Source organism: Sulfitobacter sp. 1A13679 (assembly GCF_043557115.1).
GTDB lineage: Bacteria > Pseudomonadota > Alphaproteobacteria > Rhodobacterales > Rhodobacteraceae > Sulfitobacter > Sulfitobacter faviae.
This window is the reverse complement of sequence record NZ_JBIFFO010000018.1, coordinates 78,486-98,490: the sequence shown is the minus strand read 5'-3', so window position 1 is coordinate 98,490 and position 20,005 is coordinate 78,486. Positions and strand designations below refer to the sequence as shown.

General features: G+C 62.3%; 24 protein-coding genes, 1 tRNA gene and 1 other RNA gene. 12 read left to right on the top strand and 14 right to left on the bottom strand.

Annotated features, from left to right (window positions below; genetic code table 11):
- From ACGYLA_RS14560 to ACGYLA_RS14550, 3 genes are all read left to right on the top strand, one after another.
- Positions 1–1,233, top strand: a 1,233-nt coding sequence (locus ACGYLA_RS14560) for an ATP-dependent DNA ligase (protein ID WP_394433446.1), incomplete at its 5' end; no start/stop codon positions are given.
- A 56-nt stretch (positions 1,234–1,289) separates the two neighbouring features.
- Complete coding sequence (locus tag ACGYLA_RS14555; protein ID WP_394433444.1) at positions 1,290–3,110, top strand: M3 family oligoendopeptidase; 1,821 nt, start codon at positions 1,290–1,292, stop codon at positions 3,108–3,110.
- Complete coding sequence (locus ACGYLA_RS14550) at positions 3,110–3,352, top strand: hypothetical protein (protein WP_067262457.1); 243 nt, start codon at positions 3,110–3,112, stop codon at positions 3,350–3,352. Before ACGYLA_RS14555 ends, ACGYLA_RS14550 begins: the two co-directional genes overlap by 1 nt.
- A gap of 2 nt (positions 3,353–3,354) precedes the next feature.
- Here the strand turns inward: ACGYLA_RS14550 and ACGYLA_RS14545 are convergent, their stop codons facing one another.
- The 3 genes from ACGYLA_RS14545 to ACGYLA_RS14535 all read right to left on the bottom strand — a co-directional run bounded on the left by ACGYLA_RS14545 (position 3,355) and on the right by ACGYLA_RS14535 (position 4,938).
- Positions 3,355–3,624: a DksA/TraR family C4-type zinc finger protein gene (locus ACGYLA_RS14545; RefSeq protein ID WP_394433442.1), complete on the bottom strand. Its 270-nt coding sequence runs from the start codon at positions 3,622–3,624 to the stop codon at positions 3,355–3,357.
- Positions 3,625–3,790: 166 nt separating this feature from the next.
- Positions 3,791–4,177: a hypothetical protein gene (locus ACGYLA_RS14540; RefSeq protein ID WP_394433440.1), complete on the bottom strand. Its 387-nt coding sequence runs from the start codon at positions 4,175–4,177 to the stop codon at positions 3,791–3,793.
- Between the two features lie 200 nt (positions 4,178–4,377).
- Entirely contained in the window at positions 4,378–4,938 is a 561-nt protein-coding gene (locus tag ACGYLA_RS14535) for a hypothetical protein (RefSeq protein ID WP_394433438.1), read from the bottom strand.
- Between the two features lie 87 nt (positions 4,939–5,025).
- Here ACGYLA_RS14535 and ACGYLA_RS14530 point away from each other — a divergent pair, with 87 nt between their 5' ends.
- Positions 5,026–5,661, top strand: a complete 636-nt coding sequence (locus ACGYLA_RS14530) for a GntR family transcriptional regulator (RefSeq protein WP_394433436.1) — start codon at positions 5,026–5,028, stop codon at positions 5,659–5,661.
- 56 nt (positions 5,662–5,717) lie between these two features.
- On the opposite strand, the gene rpoH is transcribed toward ACGYLA_RS14530, so the two are convergent.
- Entirely contained in the window at positions 5,718–6,614 is an 897-nt protein-coding gene (rpoH, locus tag ACGYLA_RS14525; protein ID WP_067262445.1) for an RNA polymerase sigma factor RpoH, read from the bottom strand.
- A gap of 173 nt (positions 6,615–6,787) precedes the next feature.
- Positions 6,788–7,834 carry an RluA family pseudouridine synthase gene (locus ACGYLA_RS14520; protein WP_394433452.1) on the bottom strand — a complete coding sequence of 349 codons (1,047 nt, stop codon included), beginning with the start codon at positions 7,832–7,834 and terminating at the stop codon, positions 6,788–6,790.
- On the opposite strand from ACGYLA_RS14520, the gene ACGYLA_RS14515 reads away from it, so the two are divergent.
- On the top strand, positions 7,833–8,123 hold the full coding sequence (locus tag ACGYLA_RS14515; protein ID WP_271691728.1) for a DUF6476 family protein: 291 nt from the start codon (positions 7,833–7,835) through the stop codon (positions 8,121–8,123). The two genes, ACGYLA_RS14520 and ACGYLA_RS14515, sit on opposite strands and share 2 nt — an antisense overlap.
- Here the strand turns inward: ACGYLA_RS14515 and ACGYLA_RS14510 are convergent, their stop codons facing one another.
- Positions 8,124–8,909 (bottom strand): inositol monophosphatase family protein, encoded by a 786-nt coding sequence (locus ACGYLA_RS14510; protein WP_067264836.1) that lies wholly within the window; start codon positions 8,907–8,909, stop codon positions 8,124–8,126.
- A gap of 167 nt (positions 8,910–9,076) precedes the next feature.
- Between ACGYLA_RS14510 and ACGYLA_RS14505 the strand changes: the two genes are divergently transcribed.
- Complete coding sequence (locus ACGYLA_RS14505; RefSeq protein WP_394414008.1) at positions 9,077–10,117, top strand: NADP-dependent oxidoreductase; 1,041 nt, start codon at positions 9,077–9,079, stop codon at positions 10,115–10,117.
- A gap of 218 nt (positions 10,118–10,335) precedes the next feature.
- Here the strand turns inward: ACGYLA_RS14505 and ACGYLA_RS14500 are convergent, their stop codons facing one another.
- On the bottom strand, positions 10,336–11,241 hold the full coding sequence (locus ACGYLA_RS14500) for a LysR family transcriptional regulator (RefSeq protein WP_394433435.1): 906 nt from the start codon (positions 11,239–11,241) through the stop codon (positions 10,336–10,338).
- A gap of 94 nt (positions 11,242–11,335) precedes the next feature.
- On the opposite strand from ACGYLA_RS14500, the gene ACGYLA_RS14495 reads away from it, so the two are divergent.
- Both ACGYLA_RS14495 and ACGYLA_RS14490 read left to right on the top strand, forming a co-directional pair.
- Positions 11,336–12,202, top strand: coding sequence for a methylenetetrahydrofolate reductase (locus tag ACGYLA_RS14495; RefSeq protein WP_067264828.1), 867 nt, complete (start codon positions 11,336–11,338; stop codon positions 12,200–12,202).
- Between the two features lie 81 nt (positions 12,203–12,283).
- On the top strand, positions 12,284–12,766 hold the full coding sequence (locus ACGYLA_RS14490) for a PaaI family thioesterase (RefSeq protein ID WP_394433433.1): 483 nt from the start codon (positions 12,284–12,286) through the stop codon (positions 12,764–12,766).
- A gap of 78 nt (positions 12,767–12,844) precedes the next feature.
- Here ACGYLA_RS14490 and ACGYLA_RS14485 read toward each other — a convergent pair whose 3' ends face one another.
- Together ACGYLA_RS14485 and ACGYLA_RS14480 are read right to left on the bottom strand one after the other, a co-directional pair.
- Positions 12,845–13,300: a PRC-barrel domain-containing protein gene (locus ACGYLA_RS14485; protein ID WP_271689592.1), complete on the bottom strand. Its 456-nt coding sequence runs from the start codon at positions 13,298–13,300 to the stop codon at positions 12,845–12,847.
- 171 nt (positions 13,301–13,471) lie between these two features.
- Positions 13,472–13,548, bottom strand: a tRNA-His gene (locus ACGYLA_RS14480).
- Positions 13,549–13,885: 337 nt separating this feature from the next.
- Between ACGYLA_RS14480 and ACGYLA_RS14475 the strand changes: the two genes are divergently transcribed.
- Entirely contained in the window at positions 13,886–14,074 is a 189-nt protein-coding gene (locus ACGYLA_RS14475; protein ID WP_209219317.1) for a DUF6324 family protein, read from the top strand.
- Positions 14,075–14,134: 60 nt separating this feature from the next.
- Here the strand turns inward: ACGYLA_RS14475 and ACGYLA_RS14470 are convergent, their stop codons facing one another.
- Positions 14,135–14,611, bottom strand: coding sequence for an MmcB family DNA repair protein (locus ACGYLA_RS14470; protein ID WP_394433432.1), 477 nt, complete (start codon positions 14,609–14,611; stop codon positions 14,135–14,137).
- Positions 14,612–14,700: 89 nt separating this feature from the next.
- Between ACGYLA_RS14470 and ACGYLA_RS14465 the strand changes: the two genes are divergently transcribed.
- The 3 genes from ACGYLA_RS14465 to ssrS all read left to right on the top strand — a co-directional run bounded on the left by ACGYLA_RS14465 (position 14,701) and on the right by ssrS (position 17,030).
- Complete coding sequence (locus ACGYLA_RS14465) at positions 14,701–16,026, top strand: hypothetical protein (RefSeq protein WP_394433431.1); 1,326 nt, start codon at positions 14,701–14,703, stop codon at positions 16,024–16,026.
- The gene (locus tag ACGYLA_RS14460) at positions 16,023–16,799 is read left to right on the top strand and encodes a hypothetical protein (RefSeq protein ID WP_394433429.1); all 777 of its coding nucleotides are present in this window, start codon (positions 16,023–16,025) and stop codon (positions 16,797–16,799) included. Before ACGYLA_RS14465 ends, ACGYLA_RS14460 begins: the two co-directional genes overlap by 4 nt.
- 76 nt (positions 16,800–16,875) lie before the next feature.
- Positions 16,876–17,030: non-coding RNA, 6S RNA (gene ssrS / locus ACGYLA_RS14455), on the top strand.
- A gap of 58 nt (positions 17,031–17,088) precedes the next feature.
- Here ssrS and nusB read toward each other — a convergent pair.
- From nusB to ACGYLA_RS14435, 4 genes are all read right to left on the bottom strand, one after another.
- Positions 17,089–17,565, bottom strand: a complete 477-nt coding sequence (nusB, locus tag ACGYLA_RS14450; RefSeq protein WP_394433428.1) for a transcription antitermination factor NusB — start codon at positions 17,563–17,565, stop codon at positions 17,089–17,091.
- The gene (locus tag ACGYLA_RS14445) at positions 17,562–18,113 is read right to left on the bottom strand and encodes a 6,7-dimethyl-8-ribityllumazine synthase (RefSeq protein WP_209219320.1); all 552 of its coding nucleotides are present in this window, start codon (positions 18,111–18,113) and stop codon (positions 17,562–17,564) included. Before ACGYLA_RS14445 ends, nusB begins: the two co-directional genes overlap by 4 nt.
- Positions 18,114–18,118: 5 nt before the next feature.
- A complete protein-coding gene (ribB, locus tag ACGYLA_RS14440; protein ID WP_394433426.1) occupies positions 18,119–19,243 on the bottom strand; it encodes a 3,4-dihydroxy-2-butanone-4-phosphate synthase in 1,125 nt (374 codons plus the stop codon).
- 81 nt (positions 19,244–19,324) lie between these two features.
- Positions 19,325–19,912, bottom strand: coding sequence for a riboflavin synthase (locus ACGYLA_RS14435; RefSeq protein ID WP_209219322.1), 588 nt, complete (start codon positions 19,910–19,912; stop codon positions 19,325–19,327).
- Positions 19,913–20,005 lie beyond the last annotated feature (93 nt).

Genomic DNA, 20,005 nt, shown 5'->3' with positions numbered 1-20,005 from the left:
GTGCTTTCGGCGTGGCAGCAACTCGGCGGCACCGAGCGGTTTCTCTTCAACAAGCTCATCACCGGCGGCTTTCGCATTGGCATCAGCCAGAAGCTGATGACCCGCGCCCTTTCGCGCGCCACCGGCCGACCCGAAGCGGAGATGGCGCACCGCCTGATGGGCAACTGGCACCCCGACGACGTCACATGGCACAGCCTGATCGAGGCCGAGGATGCCAGCGCCGACGCCTCGCGCCCCTATCCCTTCTACCTCGCCTATGCGCTGGAGGACGGGCCAGAAGCCTTGGGCGACCCGACCGACTGGCGGGCGGAGTGGAAATGGGACGGCATTCGCGGCCAGTTGATCCTGCGCGACGGGGATTACTTCGTCTGGTCGCGCGGCGAAGAGTTGATGACCGACCGTTTCCCCGAACTCGCCCGTGCCGCCGACCACCTGCCCCCCGGCACGGTGCTGGATGGCGAATTGCTGGTCTGGCAGCCGGGGGCGGAGTTCCCGTCTTCCTTCAACGCTCTGCAAGCGCGGATCGGGCGCAAGACGGTCCCCAAGAAGCTGCTCAAGGACGCGCCGGTGGTGCTGCACGCCTATGACCTGCTGGAATGGCAGGGCGAGGACATCCGCCACCGCCCCTTTGCCGAACGCCGCGCGCTTTTGGAAGAAGCCGCCGCCGATCTTCCCGCCGACGCGCCCGTACGTCTTTCTCCACAGCACCAATTCACTGATTGGGCCGAATTGGCCACCCTGCGCGAAACGGCGCGCGAGGCGCAGGCCGAGGGGCTGATGCTGAAACGCGCGGACAGCCCCTATCTTTCGGGCCGCAAGAAGGGCGACTGGTGGAAATGGAAGCTCGACCCGCTGACCATCGACGCGGTGATGATCTACGCGCAATCGGGCTCGGGCCGCCGCGCGAACCTCTTTACCGATTTCACCTTCGCGGTCTGGAACGGCAACGATCTGGTGCCCTTCACCAAGGCCTACTCCGGCCTCACCGATGCCGAGTTCCGCCAGATCACCGCATGGGTGCGCAAGAACACGCAGCAGCGCTTCGGCCCCGTGCGGCAGGTTACGCCGCACCATGTTTTCGAGATCGCCTTCGAGGGCATCCAGCCCAGCCCGCGCCACAAATCCGGCGTCGCCCTGCGCTTTCCGCGGATGCTGCGCTGGCGCAAGGACAAGCCGCTGCAAGAGGCCAACACCCTCGACGATCTGAAAGAAATGCTGCGCATCTACGGATAGGTTGTTCCGGCCCGCTCGGAGGCATAGATGTGACGAAACGCAAATGAGGTACACCGATGTTTCAGCTTCCCTTCCCGCTTCACGATGCCGACGCCAGCGCCGGGGGCAAAGACCTTGGCGATCTGCCGGAATGGGATCTGAGCGATCTCTATACCAGTGAGGACGCGCCCGAATTGAAACGCGACCTCGACTGGCTGGAGGAAGCCTGCGCCAGCTTCGCCGCCGATTACGAAGGCAATCTGGTCGCGCTCGATGCCAAGGGTCTGCTCGACTGCGTGCTGCGCAACGAGAAAATCAATCAGGTCGCCGGGCGCATCATGTCCTTCGCCGGCCTGCGCTACTACCAGCAGACCACCGACGCGGGCCGGGCCAAGTTTATGTCCGACATGCAGGAGAAAATCACCGATTACACCACGCCGTTGGTCTTCTTCACGCTGGAGCTTAACAAGCTGCCCGACGATCACCTCGCCAAATTGCTGGACGAGAACCCCGATCTTGCGCGCTACAAGCCCGTCTTCAACCGCATCCGCGCGATGAAGCCCTACCAACTGTCGGACGAGATGGAGAAGTTCCTGCATGACCTCGGCGTCGTCGGCGACGCATGGGAGCGGATGTTCGACGAAACCATCGCCGGGCTGGAGTTCGATGTCGACGGTGAGACGCTGAACATCGAAGGCACGCTGAACCTGCTGACCGACCCCGACCGCGCCAAACGCGAGGCCGGTGCGCGGGAACTGGCCAATGTGCTGGGCCGCAACATCCGCACCTTTGCCCGCGTGCACAACACACAGGTGAAGGAGAAAGAGGTGATCGACCGCTGGCGCGGCATGGAGACGCCGCAGACGGGCCGTCACCTCAGCAATCACGTGGAGCCGGAGGTCGTCGAGGCCCTGCGCAACGCCGTGGTCGAAGCCTATCCGAAGCTGAGCCACCGCTATTATGAGCTCAAGCGCAAATGGCTGGGCCTTGATGTGATGCAGGTCTGGGACCGCAACGCGCCGCTGCCGATGGAAGACCCCAAGGTCGTCGACTGGGCGCAGGCCGAAGCGACCGTGATGGAGGCCTACAACGCCTTCGATCCGCGTATGGGCGAACTGGCCAAGCCGTTCTTCACCAAGGGCTGGATCGACGCGGGCGTGAAACCCGGCAAGGCGCCCGGGGCCTTCGCGCATCCCACCGTGACAGACGTGCACCCCTACGTGATGCTGAACTACCTCGGCAAACCGCGCGACGTGATGACACTGGCGCATGAGCTGGGCCACGGCGTGCACCAAGTGCTGGCCGCCGATCAGGGCGAAATGCTCTCCTCCACCCCGCTGACATTGGCCGAGACCGCCTCAGTCTTCGGCGAGATGCTGACCTTCCGCAAGATGCTCGACAAGGCGCAGACCCAGGCCGAGCGCAAGGTGCTGCTGGCGGGCAAGGTCGAGGATATGATCAACACGGTCGTGCGCCAGATCGCCTTTTATGACTTCGAGTGCAAACTGCACGAGGCGCGCCGCGGCGGGGAGCTGACACCCGACGACATCAACGCGCTGTGGATGAGCGTTCAGGCCGAAAGCCTCGGGCCGGCCTTCGAGTATATGGAGGGCTACGAGACCTTCTGGGCCTATATCCCGCATTTCGTGCATTCGCCCTTCTACGTCTATGCCTATGCCTTTGGCGACGGTCTGGTGAACGCGCTCTACGCCGTCTACGCGGAAGGTGAAAAGGGCTTTGAAGAGAAGTATTTCGACATGTTGAAAGCGGGCGGATCGAAGCACCACAAAGAACTGCTCGCCCCCTTTGGCCTTGATGCCAGCGACCCGGCTTTCTGGGACAAGGGCCTGTCGATGATCTCTGACATGATCGATGAATTGGAAGCGATGGAGGACTGATGTCCCGCGCCGAGCGCATGAAAGAAAGGTTCGCACCCTTCTTTGTCTGGATTCAACGGCGGGTGCCGCCCGGATTTAGATTTGCGCTCGGCCTGCTGCTCATCTGTGGCGGCATCCTCGGGTTCTTGCCGATCCTCGGCTTCTGGATGCTGCCGCTTGGCCTCATGGTGGCGGCGATGGATGTGCGGCTATTTCGACGCTGGCGCTCCCTTCGCCGCAGACGGCGGGCAGAGCGGCCTTGAGGTCACTTCAACTGGCTGTCTTTCGAGCCCCGCCGATTGATCCCGCCGCGCATCTGCGCCTGCTCGTCTCGTTCCCGCACGCAGTCGATACAAAGCTTTACCCCCGGCAGCGCCATGCGCCGCGCCTCTGGAATCGGCTCTTCGCATTCCGCGCAATGGGTGCGGCTCTCGCCCACTGGCGCGCGGCGCGCTTTTAGCCGCGCCAATTCGTCGGAAATGGAGGCTTCGATCTGCTCGCTCACCGCGCCATCGCGTGTCCATCCACCTGCCATGTTGCGCCCTCCTCATGCGGTTCACTTCATAGATATGGGCCGCAGCGGCAGCATGTCACGGCCTCACCCGGGATATGTCCCCCGCCCCAAGGCTCACTAGATGGGGTCGCGCAAATAAAAAAACACCCCTAAAAGGGGGTGCAGTTGCGAGGCATTGGGCTGTGAGTCAAGCAGCACGCAGGGTCGTATCTCCTCCATTCAAGCAGTTTAGCAGGGTGGACACGGTGACGGCGCTTTGAATGAGCCGTCGGCGAAGCTCTTGTCGCTGGCCGGCAGGGCGCAGCGGAACGTTGGTGCGCAGGTAGACCCTTTGCGGCATGGCGGCGGGATGGCAGGTATAGGTCACCTCAACCATAGCCTCGACCCGGCCAAAGTCGCGGGCATACTGTACACTGTGAAATCGGGCGTCGCAGATGGTAAGTGTGACGGGGCATTCATCGGACGGGTGACCAAGGGTGACGGGATCATAGCTGCGTTTGCGGCGGAGAATGTCACCTGCATTGAGGGACGTGATGGGACCGGGTGTTTCTGGCGCGGTGGAGCGGCTTGGCATGTCTGATCCTCTTCCTAATGATCTGGTCGCTTATCTTCCCTTTCTATGGGCCTTTGCGTTCTCTGAGGTGCCGCTTTTGCCCAACCTGTATACATGTTGTCGGGCTCAATTGTGGCAGAAATGGGGCAAGAACTTGCCGACAATGGGGAAAACGTATAATTCGCCAAACTTTTTTCACATCTCCTATGCGAAAGGGAGGTCTACCTCTCCTTTTCAACCTCTAGCAGCCAGTTCTCCTGAAGCTGGTTTTCGATCGCTTCGGGGGAATGACTGCGCACCAAGGCGATGGCCTCCGCGGCGGGCATTCCGGCCCCGATCAGCAACCACGCCGCGATCAGCCCACTGCGCCCCGCGCCGTATTGGCAGGAAAGGGCAACCGTCTCTCCCGCCTCTAGCGCCGCCTCGAAACGCACCCGGTGTGGAGGCCATTCGGCTAAGAATCTATCGCAAGGGACGTTGAAATCTTCGATCGGCGCGAAAGAGAGCCTTAAGCCAAGAGACTGTGAAGTCTTTAAAATCAAGGGAAAAGCTCCGTCAGGAAGCTCGACCTCCTCGGTAAGAACCAGCAACTCACGCGCCCCAGCCGCGCGCAGGCCTTCCAAGGTTTCCCCCATCTGTTGAGGATCGAGGTAAGCGCTGCCATCGACATGGGTCAACAGCCCCGGAAAGCCCGTCATCGCCAGATGCCCGCCGCGGGGCGTGGGGATAACGGCGCGTATCGAGGTCGCTTCAGGATCGAAAAAAGGCCCATCACGAGACATAAAAACATCCATAGAATTTGAGTAACGGCAGGAGCACCTGTATACATGTTAAATAGATAAAATCGAATAGACGAAGGATGCCGGGCAATGTCTACCCAAGTCAAATCCAGCGCGGCGATTGCAGAGGCGCTTCGGACGGACATCTGCCTGAACCGCAATATCGCCGCCGGCATGCTGCATGAGGTGGCCCTCGCTCAGCGTTTCGGTGTGTCCCGCACGCCCATCCGGCAAGCGTTGCAACGCTTGGCCTATGAACGCATGATCGCCGTGAAATCCGGCGTGGGGTCTGTCGTGACCCCTCTGGACGCGCCCATGCGCGCGGATGACATTCGCGCGGCTGTGGCGATTATCGAAGCCGCCGCCAAATGTGCACCGCCCTCCCCCGCCCCAACGGGGCACTTCATGTCGCTCGCCGGGATGCTGGGCATGATGGACCTCGCCCCGCTGGACAATGCCGAGACGTTTTTCGACATCCGCGCCCGGCTTTTGAACGCCCTATCGGAGATGATCGAGAACCCGATCCTCAGCGACGCCTTTCGCGCGGCCTATTGGCGGCTGATCAGATGGTCCCTGCGTGATTTCGACACCGCGCCGGAACCTCAGATCGTGCATCTGCGGGCGGTGCTGCAAGCCGCTGCCCGGGCGATGCAGTCGGGCACGATCGCCGCCTGTTTCGAAGAAGTCGCAAGGCTCGAAAACCAGCTCATCGAACCCCGAATTTAATAAAGAAAAGCCCCGCGTCAAAGAAGCGGGGCCCTCTGCATCATCTGGTTCAGCCGTTAGCTGGCCGCCAACATGCCCTTTTCCTTCGCCAAGTCGCGCATCCGCTTTTGCAGCTTCTCGAAGGCGCGCACTTCGATCTGGCGAATCCGCTCGCGGCTGACATCGTATTGCGCCGAGAGATCTTCGAGCGTGACCGTCTCATCCGACAGGCGACGCTGGGTCAGAATGTCCTTCTCGCGCTCGTTCAGCACGTCCAAAGCCTCCGCCAGCATCTCACGCCGGGTCTCCAGCTCGTCACGCTCCGCATAGTCGCCGGCTTGGTCGGCGTCTTCATCCTCCAACCAATCTTGCCACTGCATCGTGCCTTCGCCTTCGGACCCGACGGTGGCGTTGAGCGAAGCATCCCCGCCCGACATCCGCCGGTTCATGGAGACGACCTCATCCTCGGTCACCCCAAGTTGCGTCGCGATCTCTTTCACGTTTTCGGGGCGCAAATCGCCCTCTTCCAGCGCACCGATCTTGTTCTTGGCCTTACGCAGGTTAAAGAACAGCTTTTTCTGACCTGAGGTCGTGCCGAGCTTAACCAGCGACCACGACCGCAGGATATATTCCTGAATCGAGGCGCGAATCCACCACATCGCATAAGTGGCAAGGCGGAAGCCCTTCTCAGGATCGAAACGTTTCACCGCCTGCATCAGGCCGACGTTCGCTTCCGAGATCACCTCGGACTGCGGCAATCCATAGCCGCGGTAGCCCATCGCGATCTTCGCCGCGAGGCGCAGGTGAGAGGTGACCATCTTATGCGCGGCTTCGGTGTCTTGCTCTTCGACCCAGCGTTTGGCCAACATGTATTCTTCCTCAGGCTCCAGCAGCGGGAACTTGCGGATCTCTTGCATATAGCGGTTCAGCCCGCCTTCGGGCGTTGGTGCGGGCAGATTTGCATAATTTGCCATGTCTTGTCCCTTTCCCCAGTTTAATCGGGGCCTATGTTATTTCGCTTAACATGCAATATGGGCGGCCCCCTTCGTGCTTTCAAGACAGAAGCATTCACGCTTTTGTTCATGACTGCACAGTTTCTGTGAACAAAACGTAACCGATCCTTAGGCGGTTCCGCCGGGTGGCGGGGTCACGCCGATGGGGCGGTGGGGCCGTCGCGCAGCAGGTCCAGCAGGGCGGCCATATCGGGCGGCAGGGGTGCTTCGAAACGCAGGTTCTCACCAGTCACCGGATGTTCGAACCCCAGAACGGCGGCGTGCAGCGCTTGGCGGGGGAAGGCACGGATTGCTTCGGCGGTGGCCTCAGGCAAGGCCGTCTTGGCCAGCTTGCGCCGCCCGCCATAGGTGGCATCCCCCACCAGCCCATGGCCCGCGTGGGACATATGCACGCGGATTTGGTGCGTGCGACCCGTCTCAAGCCAGCATTCCAGCAGCGCCAGCACGGGCGGAGTGCCGAAACGCTCGACCGTGCGGGCGCGGGTCACCGCGTGCCGCCCGCCTTGAAACAGCACCGCCTGCCGCTGTCGGTCGGTCTTGTGCCGCGCCAGTTGGGTGGTCATCCGCAGGATATTCCCCGCCTCGAAAGACGCGCCTTTGACGCCCCGCAGGCGCGGGTCATTGGCATCCGGCACGCCGTAAACGAGGGTCTGGTAATAACGCTCGACGGTATGTTTCTCGAACTGCGCCGCCAGCCCGTGATGCGCCGCATCAGATTTCGCGACGACGAGCAGACCGGTGGTATCCTTGTCGATCCGGTGCACGATGCCGGGCCGTTTCATTCCGCCCACGCCAGAGAGGTCATCACCGCAATGCGCCAGCAATGCATTAACGAGGGTGCCGGAAGGCGATCCCGGCGCGGGGTGCACCACCATGCCCGCGGGCTTGTCGATCACGATCAGGTCGTCATCCTCAAAGACCACCGAAAGGGGGATGTCTTCGGGCAGGATATGGCTTTCCGCCGCCTCTTCGACCGTGATCTGCACCGCCTGCCCTTCGGCCACCTTGGCGCGGGGGTCTTGGACCACGACACCGTCCAGCGTGACGGCGCCTTCGGTGATCAAACGGCCCAAACGGGTGCGCGACATGTTCGCTTCCTCTGGCACATCGCGGGCCAGCGCCTTATCAAGACGGGCGGGCGGGCTATCGTTCAGAATGAAATCAATGCGGCGGTGAGACATGGACACGGACAACCCTGATGAACCGGCAAACCTGCGGTTTCTGCGGCGGATGGTGACGGTCTTGACCGTCGTGATGATTGGCGGGGTTCTAGTGCTGATCTTCGTGCTTGTCACCCGCCTGAGCGATCAGGGCCCGACCATGCCGCGCAGCATCACCCTGCCCGATGGCAGCAGCGCCCAAGCGTTTACGCAGGGGCGCGGCTGGTATGCGGTGGTGACGGATGCGGATGAGATCCTGATCTTTGACCAGCTGACCGGCGCATTGCGCCAGACGGTCGTGATCGAGTGATCAGCCGCGGATCGTCTTGGCAAAGGTCGAATAGATCGGCTCGTTCGCGCAGATGATCTCACCATGTTGCAGGATGTTGCGCTCAGGGCGGATCGGCTCGACAAGGCCACCGGCCTCTTTGACGATCAACATGCCCGCGGCCACATCCCATGGCTTCAGACGACGCTCCCAGAAGCCATCGTAACGGCCCGAGGCGACATAGGCGAGGTCGAGCGATGCCGCGCCCCAGCGGCGCACACCGGCGCAGACGGGCAGCAGGCGGCCCAAATCCTTGAGCGTTTCAGGCAGATCGGCACGGCCCCCGAAAGGCAGACCTGTGGCAAAGATCGACTCAATCATGCGGTGACGGCCAGAAACCCGCAGGCGGCCTTCGTTCATCCAAGCGCCGGTGCCTTTCTCGGCAAAAAACATTTCGTCCTTGGCGGGGTCAAAGACCACACCGGCGACGATCTCGCCCTTATGCTCCAGCGCGATAGAGATGGCCCAATGCGGCAAACCGTGCAGAAAGTTCGTCGTGCCATCCAGCGGGTCGACGATCCAGCGACGGGTCGGGTCTTGGCCCTCTTCCTCGCCGCCCTCTTCGGCCAGCCAGCCATAGGTCGGGCGCGCGCCCATGAGGTCGTCTTTGATGATCTTCTCGGCGCCAATGTCGGCCTTGGTCACGAAATCGCCCGCGCCCTTGACCGAGACCTGAAGATTCTCGACCTCGCGGAAATCCTTGACCAATGCACGCCCCGCTTTGCGTGCCGCCTTGATCATGATGTTGAGATTCGCACTGCCGATCATTGTTCGCGCCCTTTGATGGATAAGGCGGGACGTATAGGGCGCAAGAGCGCAATTGCCAAGGGGGCAGAAACCTGCACCGCTTATTGATTCTTGCGCGCCTCACGGGTTGCATTCAGAGCGCGAGGGAACACCTTGGACCCTGTAGCAACCAGCACGAAGGAAACCCCATGTCCGACCAGATGCAGAGAATCGTTCTCGCCTCCCGCCCAGATGGCGCACCGACGCCCGAGAACTTCCGCCTTGAAAGCGCGGATATCCCCCAGCCGGGCGACGGCGAAATTCTGGTCGAAGTGCATTACATGTCGCTCGACCCCTATATGCGGGGCCGGATGGACGATGCGAAATCCTATGCCGAACCTGTGCCCATCGGCGGGCTGATGGAAGGCGGCAGCGTGGGCAAGGTGATCGCCTCGAATGACCCCAGCTTTGCCGAAGGCGATTTTGCCTTTGGCGCCTTCGGCTGGGCCACCCATGGCGTCGCCCCGGCGAAACAATGTCAGAAGGTCGATGCCGAAGGCGTGCCGATCACCGCCTCGCTCGGCGTGCTGGGCATGCCCGGCCTGACCGGCTGGTACGGTTTGAACGACATCGGCCAACCGAAAGAGGGCGAGACCCTCGTCGTGGCCGCAGCCACCGGCCCCGTCGGCTCGATCGTGGGGCAATTGGCCAAGGCCAAAGGGCTGCGCACTGTGGGCATCGCAGGCGGCGCCGAGAAATGCGAGATCGCCACCCGCGATTTCGGCTTTGACGTCTGCCTTGATCACCGCGCCTATGACGATGCGAAATCCCTGCGCACCGCCCTGAAAGAGGCTGCGCCGGATGGCATCGATATCTATTACGAAAACGTCGGCGGCAAGGTGCTGGACGCGGTGCTGCCGCTGATGAACCCCCATGGCCGGATCCCGCTTTGCGGCATGATCGCATGGTATAACGCGGGCGGACTGGGTGCCGATGCCGAGGGCGCTGGCCTCACCGCGCCGCGGCTGTGGCGGACGATTTTGGTGAACTTCCTCACCGTGCGCGGCTTCATCATCTCGAACCACTGGGACCAGATGCCGAAGTTCCAGCGCGAAGTGGCGCCGATGGTCGCCGATGGCCGCGTGAAGGTGAAAGAGGACATCACCGAAGGGCTGGAGAATGCACCTCAGGCCTTCATCGACATGCTGAATGGCGGGAACACGGGCAAGGCCATCGTTAAGGTGAAGTAAACGTTGGAGTGCGTCGTTCCGCCTTGTGGAACGGCGCGTTCACCCACCCGCCCGGAGCCAAGCCGCAGGGCCGGGCCATCGCTTGCCCGTCCCCGGGTAGGCGATTTAGAAAGGCTTGGTGCAACTTCGCGTCCGTGCGTCATGGCTGAACCATAAAGCGGCATGAACCACGGTCAGATCGCCCACCCACGGGCAGGCGCTGGCCCTCGGCACCCCGCTCAGGCCCGCTGCAACTTCCGCGCCTCCTGCCCGGCCAGCTTTAGCAACTCATCCATAAACGGTTTGCCCAAATCATCCCGCCGCACCGCCGCATAAAGCCGCCGCGTGATCCCCTCGGCCGTCAGAGGCCGCGTGACGTAATCGGAGGAATATTTCACCTCCCGCACGACCCAATCTGGCAGGACCGAGACCCCGCGGTTGGATGCCACCAGCAACAGGATTACCGCCGTCAGCTCCACCTGCCGGATCGTCGCAGGCTCGACCTTGGCGGGGATCAACAACTGGCTGAACACGTCCAGCCGGGTCCGCTCCACTGGATAGGTAATCAGCGTCTCCCCGCGAAAATCGGCCGCCTCGACAAAGGGCTTTTCGGCCAAAGGGTGGTTCTGCGAGGCCACGAAAACAGGATTATAATCAAAGAGTTCGACAAATTCGACACCCGGCAATTCCTCAGGGTCCGAGGAGACCACCAAATCAACCTCTTCCCGCAAAAGCGCAGGCAGCGCATCGAAGGCGAGACCGGGGCGGATATCGACATCCACATCCGGCCAATGGCGGCGGAACTGTTCCAGCACCGGGAAGAGCCACTCGAAACAGGCGTGACATTCGATCGCGATATGCATCCGCCCCGTGCTGCCCGCCCGCAGGCCCGAAAACTCGTCCTGCAAGGCTTCGACCTGCGGCAAGACCTGCTGCGCAAGCTTCAACAGCCGCTGCCCGGCGGGCGACAGCTTCAACGGTTTCGAGCGCCGCACAAAGAGTTCGACCCCCGCCTGATCCTCCAACCCCTTCACCTGATGACTTAACGCCGATTGCGTGATATTCATCTGATCCGCCGCGCGGGCCAAGCCGCCCGCCTCGTGGATGGCCTTGATTGTGCGCAGGTGACGGAACTCAATGTGCATTTGAGGCATTACTCATGTTCAAGATGAATGTTATGAGTTTGTCTCACAAGGCTAGATGTGAGACAAGACGTGAAACCGCCAAAAGGATCTCTCAATGACCACGCCTGCCGTTTCCTTCGAAGTCTTCCCGCCCCGCACCGTCGGCGCGGCGTTCAAACTGTGGGATGCGGCGCAGGCATTGGCCCCGCTGGCCCCGCGTTTCTTTTCCGTCACCTATGGCGCGGGTGGCACCACCCGCGATCTCACCCATGATTCGGCGCATGTGCTGCACCGCACCTCGGGCCTGCCCGTCGCAGGACACCTGACCTGCGTCGGCGCCAGCCGGGCAGAGACACTCGACGTGGCCGATAAATTCGCCGAAGCGGGCATCAAAGACATCGTCGCCCTGCGCGGTGACCCACAAGCGGGCACCGACAAGTTCGTGCCCCACCCCGAAGGCTTCGCCGACAGCTGCGAGCTGATTGAGGCGCTGGCGAAAACCGGCAAATTCACAATCCGCGTGGGCGCCTACCCCGACCCGCACCCCGAAGCGGCGGACCAGCAGGCGAATATCGACTGGCTCAAGCGCAAGTTCGACGCAGGCGCGGATGAGGCGCTGACCCAGTTCTTCTTTGAGGCGGAGACCTTCCTGCGTTTCCGCGACGCCTGCGTGAAAGCGGGCATCGACAAGCCGATCACGCCGGGCATCCTGCCGGTGGTGAACTGGACCTCGGCCCGTAAATTTGCCGTCAAATGCGGCACGCCGGTCCCGGAATGGGTCGACCAAGCCTATGAGGCCGCGATCCGCGATGACCGGCACGACCTGCTGGCCCAAGCCATGTGCACCGAACTGTGCAGCGAGTTGATCGACGAAGGCGTGGACGCGCTGCATTTCTACACGCTCAACCGCGCGGAACTCACCCGCGATGTCTGCCGTGCCATCGGTGTGACCCCGCAGGTCGATCTCTCGGACGTCGCGTAAGCGCTGTCCCTCCGGCAGGGGGGCTTGCCCCTGCCCCGCGCGGGCGTATCCTCCGGCAAAAATCACTTGCCGGAGAAGACCATGCCCCGCATCGCCCAAAGCCCTGCTGACCTTTTGTCCCAATCCGAAGCGCTCAAGCTTTCGGGGCTGGAGTTCATGCAGGCCATTCTCGACGGCGCGAACCCCGGGCCGCCCATCGGCCAGACCATGGGCTATGCGCTGCATTCGGTTGAAGAGGGCCGCATCGTCTTTCGCGGCGCGCCGAGCTTTGCCATGACAAACCCGATGGGCACGGTGCACGGCGGTTGGTACGGCACGCTGCTCGATTCAGCGATGGCCTGCGCGGTAATGACGAAAATCCCCCGCGGCTCGGTCTATACCACTTTGGAATACAAGATTAATATCCTGCGTGGCCTGCCTTTGGGGACGGAAATTGACTGTATCGGGGTGACCGATCATGTGGGCCGTTCAACCGGTGTCGCACACGGAGAGATTCGCGGCGTCGAAGATGGCAAGCTTTATGCCACAGGCTCCACCACTTGCATCGTGATGAAGCTGGCCTAAGCCCATTCAGAAAGAACCCCGGTGCGGAAGGCTCCACGCCGGGGTCTGAAAATTTAGCTAAAGCGTTTACCGCTTAAATTAGTCCCAGAAGCCTTCGTCAACGCCGGGCAGCGCTTCGAGTTCTTCTTCACTCAGACGCGTGACATAAGCGTAGGTCTGGTCGTCGACGGCCACGAGGTTCACATCGGGTGTCGAGATCATGACGTGTTTGTCACCGATATCGAGGAAGCCGCCCACTTCGGCCACAATGCCGACCATCTGGCCGTTTTTGGACAGAACGATGTCTTCGATCTCACCAATTTCGTTCCAATCGGCGCCGATTTCGTTATAGGCCGTGTTGGGGCTCCATTCGTCGCCGGCTTCGTTGAGGGTGTAGATCTCACCGCCGGTGATGTCGCGCGACCGGATCAGATCGCCGCGCATTTCGTTCATCTGCATGCTGTCGACGTTGGAATAGTCGGTCATATGCGTTTCAGCGAAAGCGGCGGTGCCTGCGAGTGTCAGGGCAAGGGTGCTGGCTGTAAGCGTTTTCATGTCTCTCTCCTCTTCGTTATTCTCTATGGTCACAACGAAAGCTCGGACAGAACGTTCCAGAAAATCTAAAATTTACCATGGGTTAGGGTGCCAGCGCGTTGGCAGCATCATGCCGCGCGCCGCAAAAAGGCAGTTCGCCCCAAAGCGCAGATAGAGTGAAATAGGGGGGGGTGGTACCACCTCCTGGTCTCGAACCAGGGACCTCTTGATCCACAATCAAGCGCTCTAACCAACTGAGCTAAGGCGGCACTGGGGCGGATTTAGCGCCCGTGGCGGAGGAATGCAAGACCTCAAAGTCAGAAGAAATGCCGGTTTCCGTCAGATTTTTCGCGCGCCCTGTGTCATCGGCACTCATGCGGGAAACGCGGGTGGATGACGCGGCGATTCCGCCCTAGGTCTCCAAGCTGCGCGTCGCGGCAATCTCCCGATCTGCCAGAACGGCACCCCACCCTCTTCCAGAACGGTGATGATGCAGCCGTCACCTAAGGCCAACGAGCCCCCTGCCCTTCCACGCAACTCACCATGATATCTTGCCTTTCCGCCCATGCCGCGCTAGCGATAAGCCCCACCAAACCGGAGGCTCCCATGGGCATCGACACCGAACGCGACATCGAAGCAAACCTGCAAATCGGCCCGACAGACAAGGGCATGGTCCGCCTTTTCGTCGAAGGCGGCGGCGTTGAAATTCCGATGGATTTCACCCCGGAAGAAGCCCGCGAAATCGCGGAAGAGATCATGGCCGCCGCAAACCGCGCAGGCAAAAAAGGGCGCTAAGCCGCCTAAACGCGGGTTCGCCCCGCCTTAGGGATATGGGCGAACGACCTCCCCCCCCTTTCAAGACCAGTTCGGCGCCATGTCAGGATCGCGTAGGCGATGCAGGCGCCGGGCGGCATGGGTCGCGAATTTCTGCACCATCACCTTGCGCCGGGCGGGCGCAAGCTTGGTCTCATCGCACATCCTCACAATCTCGGCCCCATAGGCGTCACCGATGATGAGGCCGCTTTCCTCGGGCAGCAGTTCTACGGGGAAATTACTGTCCACGGCCCAAAAGAACCGGTCGGCCCAATCCAAATAGCCCTCCCATTTTGCATCGCCCATGAAATCGGCGCGACTGGATTTGCATTCGACGATCCAAATCTCCCCCTTCGGGCCAAGCGCCATCACGTCGACCCGCAAACCGCGCGTCGGCACAAGCTCCTCCACCGAGGCGAACCCACGATCGGCCAGATGCCGCATCACCCCCCGCGCCAATAATTGGCCGGGTTGGAGTTGTCGTATGTCATTCTCCATCATGGCGACAAATATGAACATTTGATGAACATCCACAAGGGGCAGCACCGGAAAGTTTGGTAATTCCCCCGCGACCCCCTATCTTCACCCCAGCAAAGCGAGGGAGGCCCATGGCACAACGCGAACCGATGAGTGAGACGCAGGCGCGCGGGGTGCGTTACGCCCGTGAATTGGAGGGCCACCTGACATGGCTCGATACATTCTCCGGCACGGCGCTTGGCGTTTTGGCAGTGGCCTCGGGCATTTACACCTATCTTGGCGTCTCGTCGCTGCTGGATGACAATGGCGCCATGTCGGCCTTTGCCGCGATCGCCTATTCGGTGGCGGTCTCGGTAGGGATTTTTGTCTTCTGGTCCTATCTGCTGCGGCTCTTCCCCGCTGTGCGCACGACCCGTGCGCGGATGGGGCTTTTGGGGGCGATGGGGCTCGGCTCCGTCGCGATCATCGCGATGTCGAGCTGGCTGAACGCCGCCGCGCTCGCCGGATCGGCGGCGGTGGAACAGCATCTGGCCGAGACGGTGCAGGACTACCAAGGCGCGTTGGAGCGCACCCATGAGATTGCCCTGTCGGCCCAAGGGCTTGAGCGGGACGTGGCGCGGGTCAGACAGAGCTTCGAAGACCTCAGCGAGCAAGAGGCGGCTGGCAGCCTGTCGGGCCTTGCCGGGCGCGGCGCGGTGTTCCGGGTGCTGCGGCAGAAGTCGGCGGAACTGGGCGCGCTGGAGGCGCAGATCGCCACCCAGACCCCGCTGGTGAATGACGCCTTCGCCGAGGGGAACCAGATCCTCAGCCGCATGCGCGCCCTGACGGTGGAGCCCGGCCCGGTTCAAGCGCGCTCGGTCGAGTTTTCCGAACAGGCCGTGCGGCTTGCAGGTCTGATCACCCGGCTACGACAGCTGTCCGTGGCCCCGCTGGTGGAACGCGCAGCGCAGGATTTGGCGGCCTCCGTCGTGCTGCCTGAGCTTGACGGCAGCAACGAAGAACAACGCGGCGCGCAAGGGGCGACGATCACCTCGGTTCTGGAGGTGCTGGCCCAGCGTGCAGCGACATTGGAGCGCGCGGCGCAGGATGTGCAAGCCATGCCGCCCGCCGCCGATACGACCTATACGCCGATTTCCAGCGCCGATGCGGTGATCCTCTATGCGCGCAATTTCGTGCCCTCTTGGGCCGGGGCCATCGCGATTGACCTGTTGCCCGCTGTGCTGGTGCTGATCCTCTCCATCACCCAAGGGGCGATCCGCTCGGGCCGGGAGGGGGCCGCGGTCGAAGACACGCTGACCCTTGCAGAACTGCGTGCCGCGCTTGCTGCCGTGCGTGATGTCGATGTGGCGATGCAGGAAAGCCCCGCCCACAAACGCCCCGCCGCCAAAGCGCCGCCCGCCGCTGATGCGCCCGAAGAACCGGCCCCCGGCCCAGTCGCATCGATCAAAAGCACATGAGCGAAGAGACCCCACCAGAAGCCGACGCCCCCCACCGGAAGCCAATTGTCGGGCGGGTGCTGATCGGCGTGCTGATCTTTCAACTTGGCCTTGCGGTGCTGCTGTTCTGGGGGGACCTAGGGGAAGGGCTGCGCCTGCCGGGCTTCGGCCCGCGCGCCCCGGAACTGACCGAGCCGATCCGCCCCGGCGACCAGACCCGCCGCTTCCGCCCCGAGCGCGCGCCAACCCCGGGCCAGCCGATGCCCGAGACCGCCCTGCCCGACCGGCTGGTGCTCACCCCCGTCTCGGGCGGGCGGGCGGCGCTGCTGGAAGGGGCCATCGAAGCTGGCGACGCCGAGCGGATCGTTAAGCAGTTAAGCGAACTGACCCCCACGCCCGAGGAAATCTACCTCAATTCCCCCGGCGGATCGGTCCGCGACGCTTTGGAACTGGGCCGCTTCCTGCGGCGCGAAGGGCTAGACACCGCACTGCGAGAGGGGGACATCTGCTATTCCGCCTGCCCCTATCTGCTGGCCGCCGGCGCGGCACGGACGGTGCCCGAGAGCGCCTCGGTCGGGGTGCATCAGCATTACTTTGGCGAAAGCACGATCCTGCCCGCCTTTGTCGCTGTGGAGGACATCCAGCGCGGCCAAGGTGAGGTGATGCGATACCTTGATGATATGGGCATTGATCCGATGGTGATGCAGCACGCGCTGGTCACGCCACCCGATGAAATCTATGTGCTGCTGCCCGAAGAATTGCGCCGCTATGGCTTTATCCCCGCCGAAGATTGAGCGCGGCAGAGAAGTTTTGCAAATCCACTTCCGCCCCCTTGCCGCAGCCCCACTTGGCCCCTACATCGGGGGTCGACGGGTTCTGCCCTGTTCGTGAACGTTACATTCCAGTGGCCTTAAGCAAATCCGAGGGAGCTGGCTCTGTCCGAGCCCTGGTTCGGTTACCTGGCGCCCACCTGTACATACAGGTCCTCGGGAATATAAAACAGCAGCGGCAGGCGCGGTTCCCGTCACTTTCCCAAGACATCAATGTGGTAGATGGCCCCCTCGGGGCCACTTTCCCGCGCGTTTAAAACGCTTCGGGGCGCGCCTCGCGGGCCATATGGTCAAGCACGGCGTTCACAAAGCTCGGCTCGCGCCCATCGGGGAAGAAGGCATGGGCCACGTCGACATATTCCTTGATCACCACGCGCGGCGGCGTGTCGTCATGGCGGAACTCGGCCCCGGCGGCGCGGAACAGCGCGCGCAGGGTCGGGTCGATCCGGGCAATGGCCCATTTGGCGACGATGGCGCGGTTGGCCATCTGGTCGATCGGCGCTTGATAGTTCACCGCATCTTCGAGCACGCGAGAGAAGTGATCAACATCCCCCTCCTGCATCTCGTCGCCCTCATAGACCGAACCGAAACGGTGGTCGATGAATTCGTGACGCACGACATCGACCGTCTGCGCAGAATGCTCCATCTGGAACAGCGCCTGCACGGCATAGAGCCGCGAGGCCGACTTCATCTTACGTTTCTGGTTGCCCGAAGGCCCGTTGCTGGTCATGCGATGTTTGATCCATCCGTGTCGCCGGCCATCAAAGTGTCCTGCCCGAATGGCTTGAACCCGATGCCCTTGCTCTGGCGGCCCCATTTACGAGCGAGCGCGATAAGATGCAAGGCCGCAGCGGCCGCGCCGCCGCCTTTGTTTTGCCCCTCGGGGTCGGCGCGCACCTCGGCCTGCTGTTTGTTCTCGACCGTCAGAATGCCATTGCCGATGCAAAGCCCTTGCAAGCCAAGCAGTTGCAAGGCGCGGCTGCTGTCATTGCAGACGGTCTCGTAATGGGTGGTCTCGCCCCGGATGACGCAGCCAAGCGCGACATAGCCGTCGAAATTGCTGCCCCGGTCGGAAATGCCGATGGCGGTGGGAATCTCCAGCGCGCCGGGCATTTCGATCACCTCATAACTGGCGCCCGCAGCCTCCAACTCGGCCTTGGCGCCGGTCAACAGGCCATTCGCAATGTCCGAGTAATAGGGCGAGACGACGATCAGCAGTTTCACCGGTTCGTCAAAGCTGGGGCGCGGCAGGATGGTATGCTCTTCGGCGGATGCCATGGCGATTACTCCGTAGTGATGGGCCGGGTGCCCACGATTTCCAGCGCATAGGCGTCGAGGCCCAGATAGCGCGTGTCGGGATTGTCGGTCAGCAGGATAAGTTCGTGCAGCCCCATCGACGAGAGGATCTGCGCGCCCAGACCGGTACGTTTGATCGTGCGCGGGCGGTCGTCCTCCTCGGGGTCGAGCTTCAGACGCGGGTAAGGATCGCGGAACAGCACAACGGCGCCGCGGCCCTCTTCGGCGATGATCTGCATGGCACGCGGCAACTCATCCGCCGGACTTGGGCCGAGGCCGAGGATATCTTCAAGCGCGTTGATGGCATGGGTGCGGATCAGCACCGGCTCGGGCGTTGAGATGTCGCCCTTGGTCAGCACCACATGGTCGGTGCCCGTGATCTGGTCGGAGAACACCCGCATCTGCCAATCGCCGCCATAGGCGGAGGTCACGGTGCGGCTGTCGCGCTCCACCAACAGATTGTCGTGCTTGTGGCGGTAGGTGATGAGATCGCTGATCGTGCCGATCTTGAGCCCATGCGCGGCGGCGAATTCCACCAGATCGGGCAGACGGGCCATCTCGCCATCGTCCTTCATGATCTCGCAGATCACGCCCGAAGGATGCAGCCCCGCGAGGCGCGAAATATCGACTGCCGCTTCGGTATGGCCCGCCCGCACCAGCACGCCACCATCGCGGGCGCGCAGGGGGAAAACGTGACCGGGGGTGGCAATATCTGCCGAACCGGATTGTTCCGAGATCGCCACGGCCACGGTCAGCGCACGGTCGGCGGCAGAGATGCCGGTGCTGACACCCTCCCGCGCCTCAATGCTGACGGTAAAGGCCGTCTCATGCCGCGAGGAATTGTTCACCGCCATCATCGGCAGGCCAAGGTGATCGACCCGCTCTGCCGTCATCGGCAGACATATCAGCCCGCGCCCGTGGGTCGCCATGAAGTTGATCGCCGCAGCATCGGCAAACTGCGCCGGGATCACCAGATCGCCTTCGTTCTCGCGGTCCTCATGGTCCACAAGAATGAACATACGGCCTTGGCGCGCGTCTTCGATGATCTCTTCGATGGGCGAGATCGCATCGCTCAGCCCTGTCTCGACCGGTCCGGGTTTGTCAAATTGCATCGGCTGCTTCCATCTATCTGTTGCCCGGCTCTTAGCCTGACCCGCACCGCTTGGCCAGAGCGCGCCCCGAAGGGCGCGGCGTCACATCTCGTTCAAACGCGCCACGTAACGGGCCAGCGTGTCGATTTCGAGGTTCACCAGATCGCCGACGCCTGCATCGCCCCAAGTCGTCACCTCCTTGGTATGCGGGATGAAGTTGATGCCGAAATCACAGCCATCGACATCATTCACCGTCAGCGAGGTGCCATTCAGCGCCACGGAACCTTTGGGCGCGATGAACCGCGCCAGATCCTCGGGCGCGCGCAGGGTCACGCGGGTGCTGTCGCCCTCGTCTTTCATCTCAATGATCTCGGCCACGCCATCGACATGGCCCGAGACGATATGCCCGCCCAACTCGTCACCCACCTTCAAGGCGCGTTCAAGGTTCACGCGTTTGCCCTCGCGCCAATGCTGGCCGAGGTTGGTCTTGGCCACGGTCTCGGCGCTGATCTGCACCTCATACCAATCCTCGCCCAGCCCCACGACGGTCAGGCAGACCCCGTCGCTGGCGATGGAGGCGCCCATGTCGATGCCGCTGGTGTCATAGCCGGTCTGGATGCGCGCGCGCAGGTCGCCTTCCTGCTCCAGCTTGGTCACGGTGCCAACGTCTGTAATAATGCCGGTGAACATGGGGTAGGCTCCTTTGCTGGTTCCGCGCAGTGGTAAACCCGGTCACCGCCACAGGCAAGAGCGGGTGACGCCACATTGTCGCCCCTATTATAT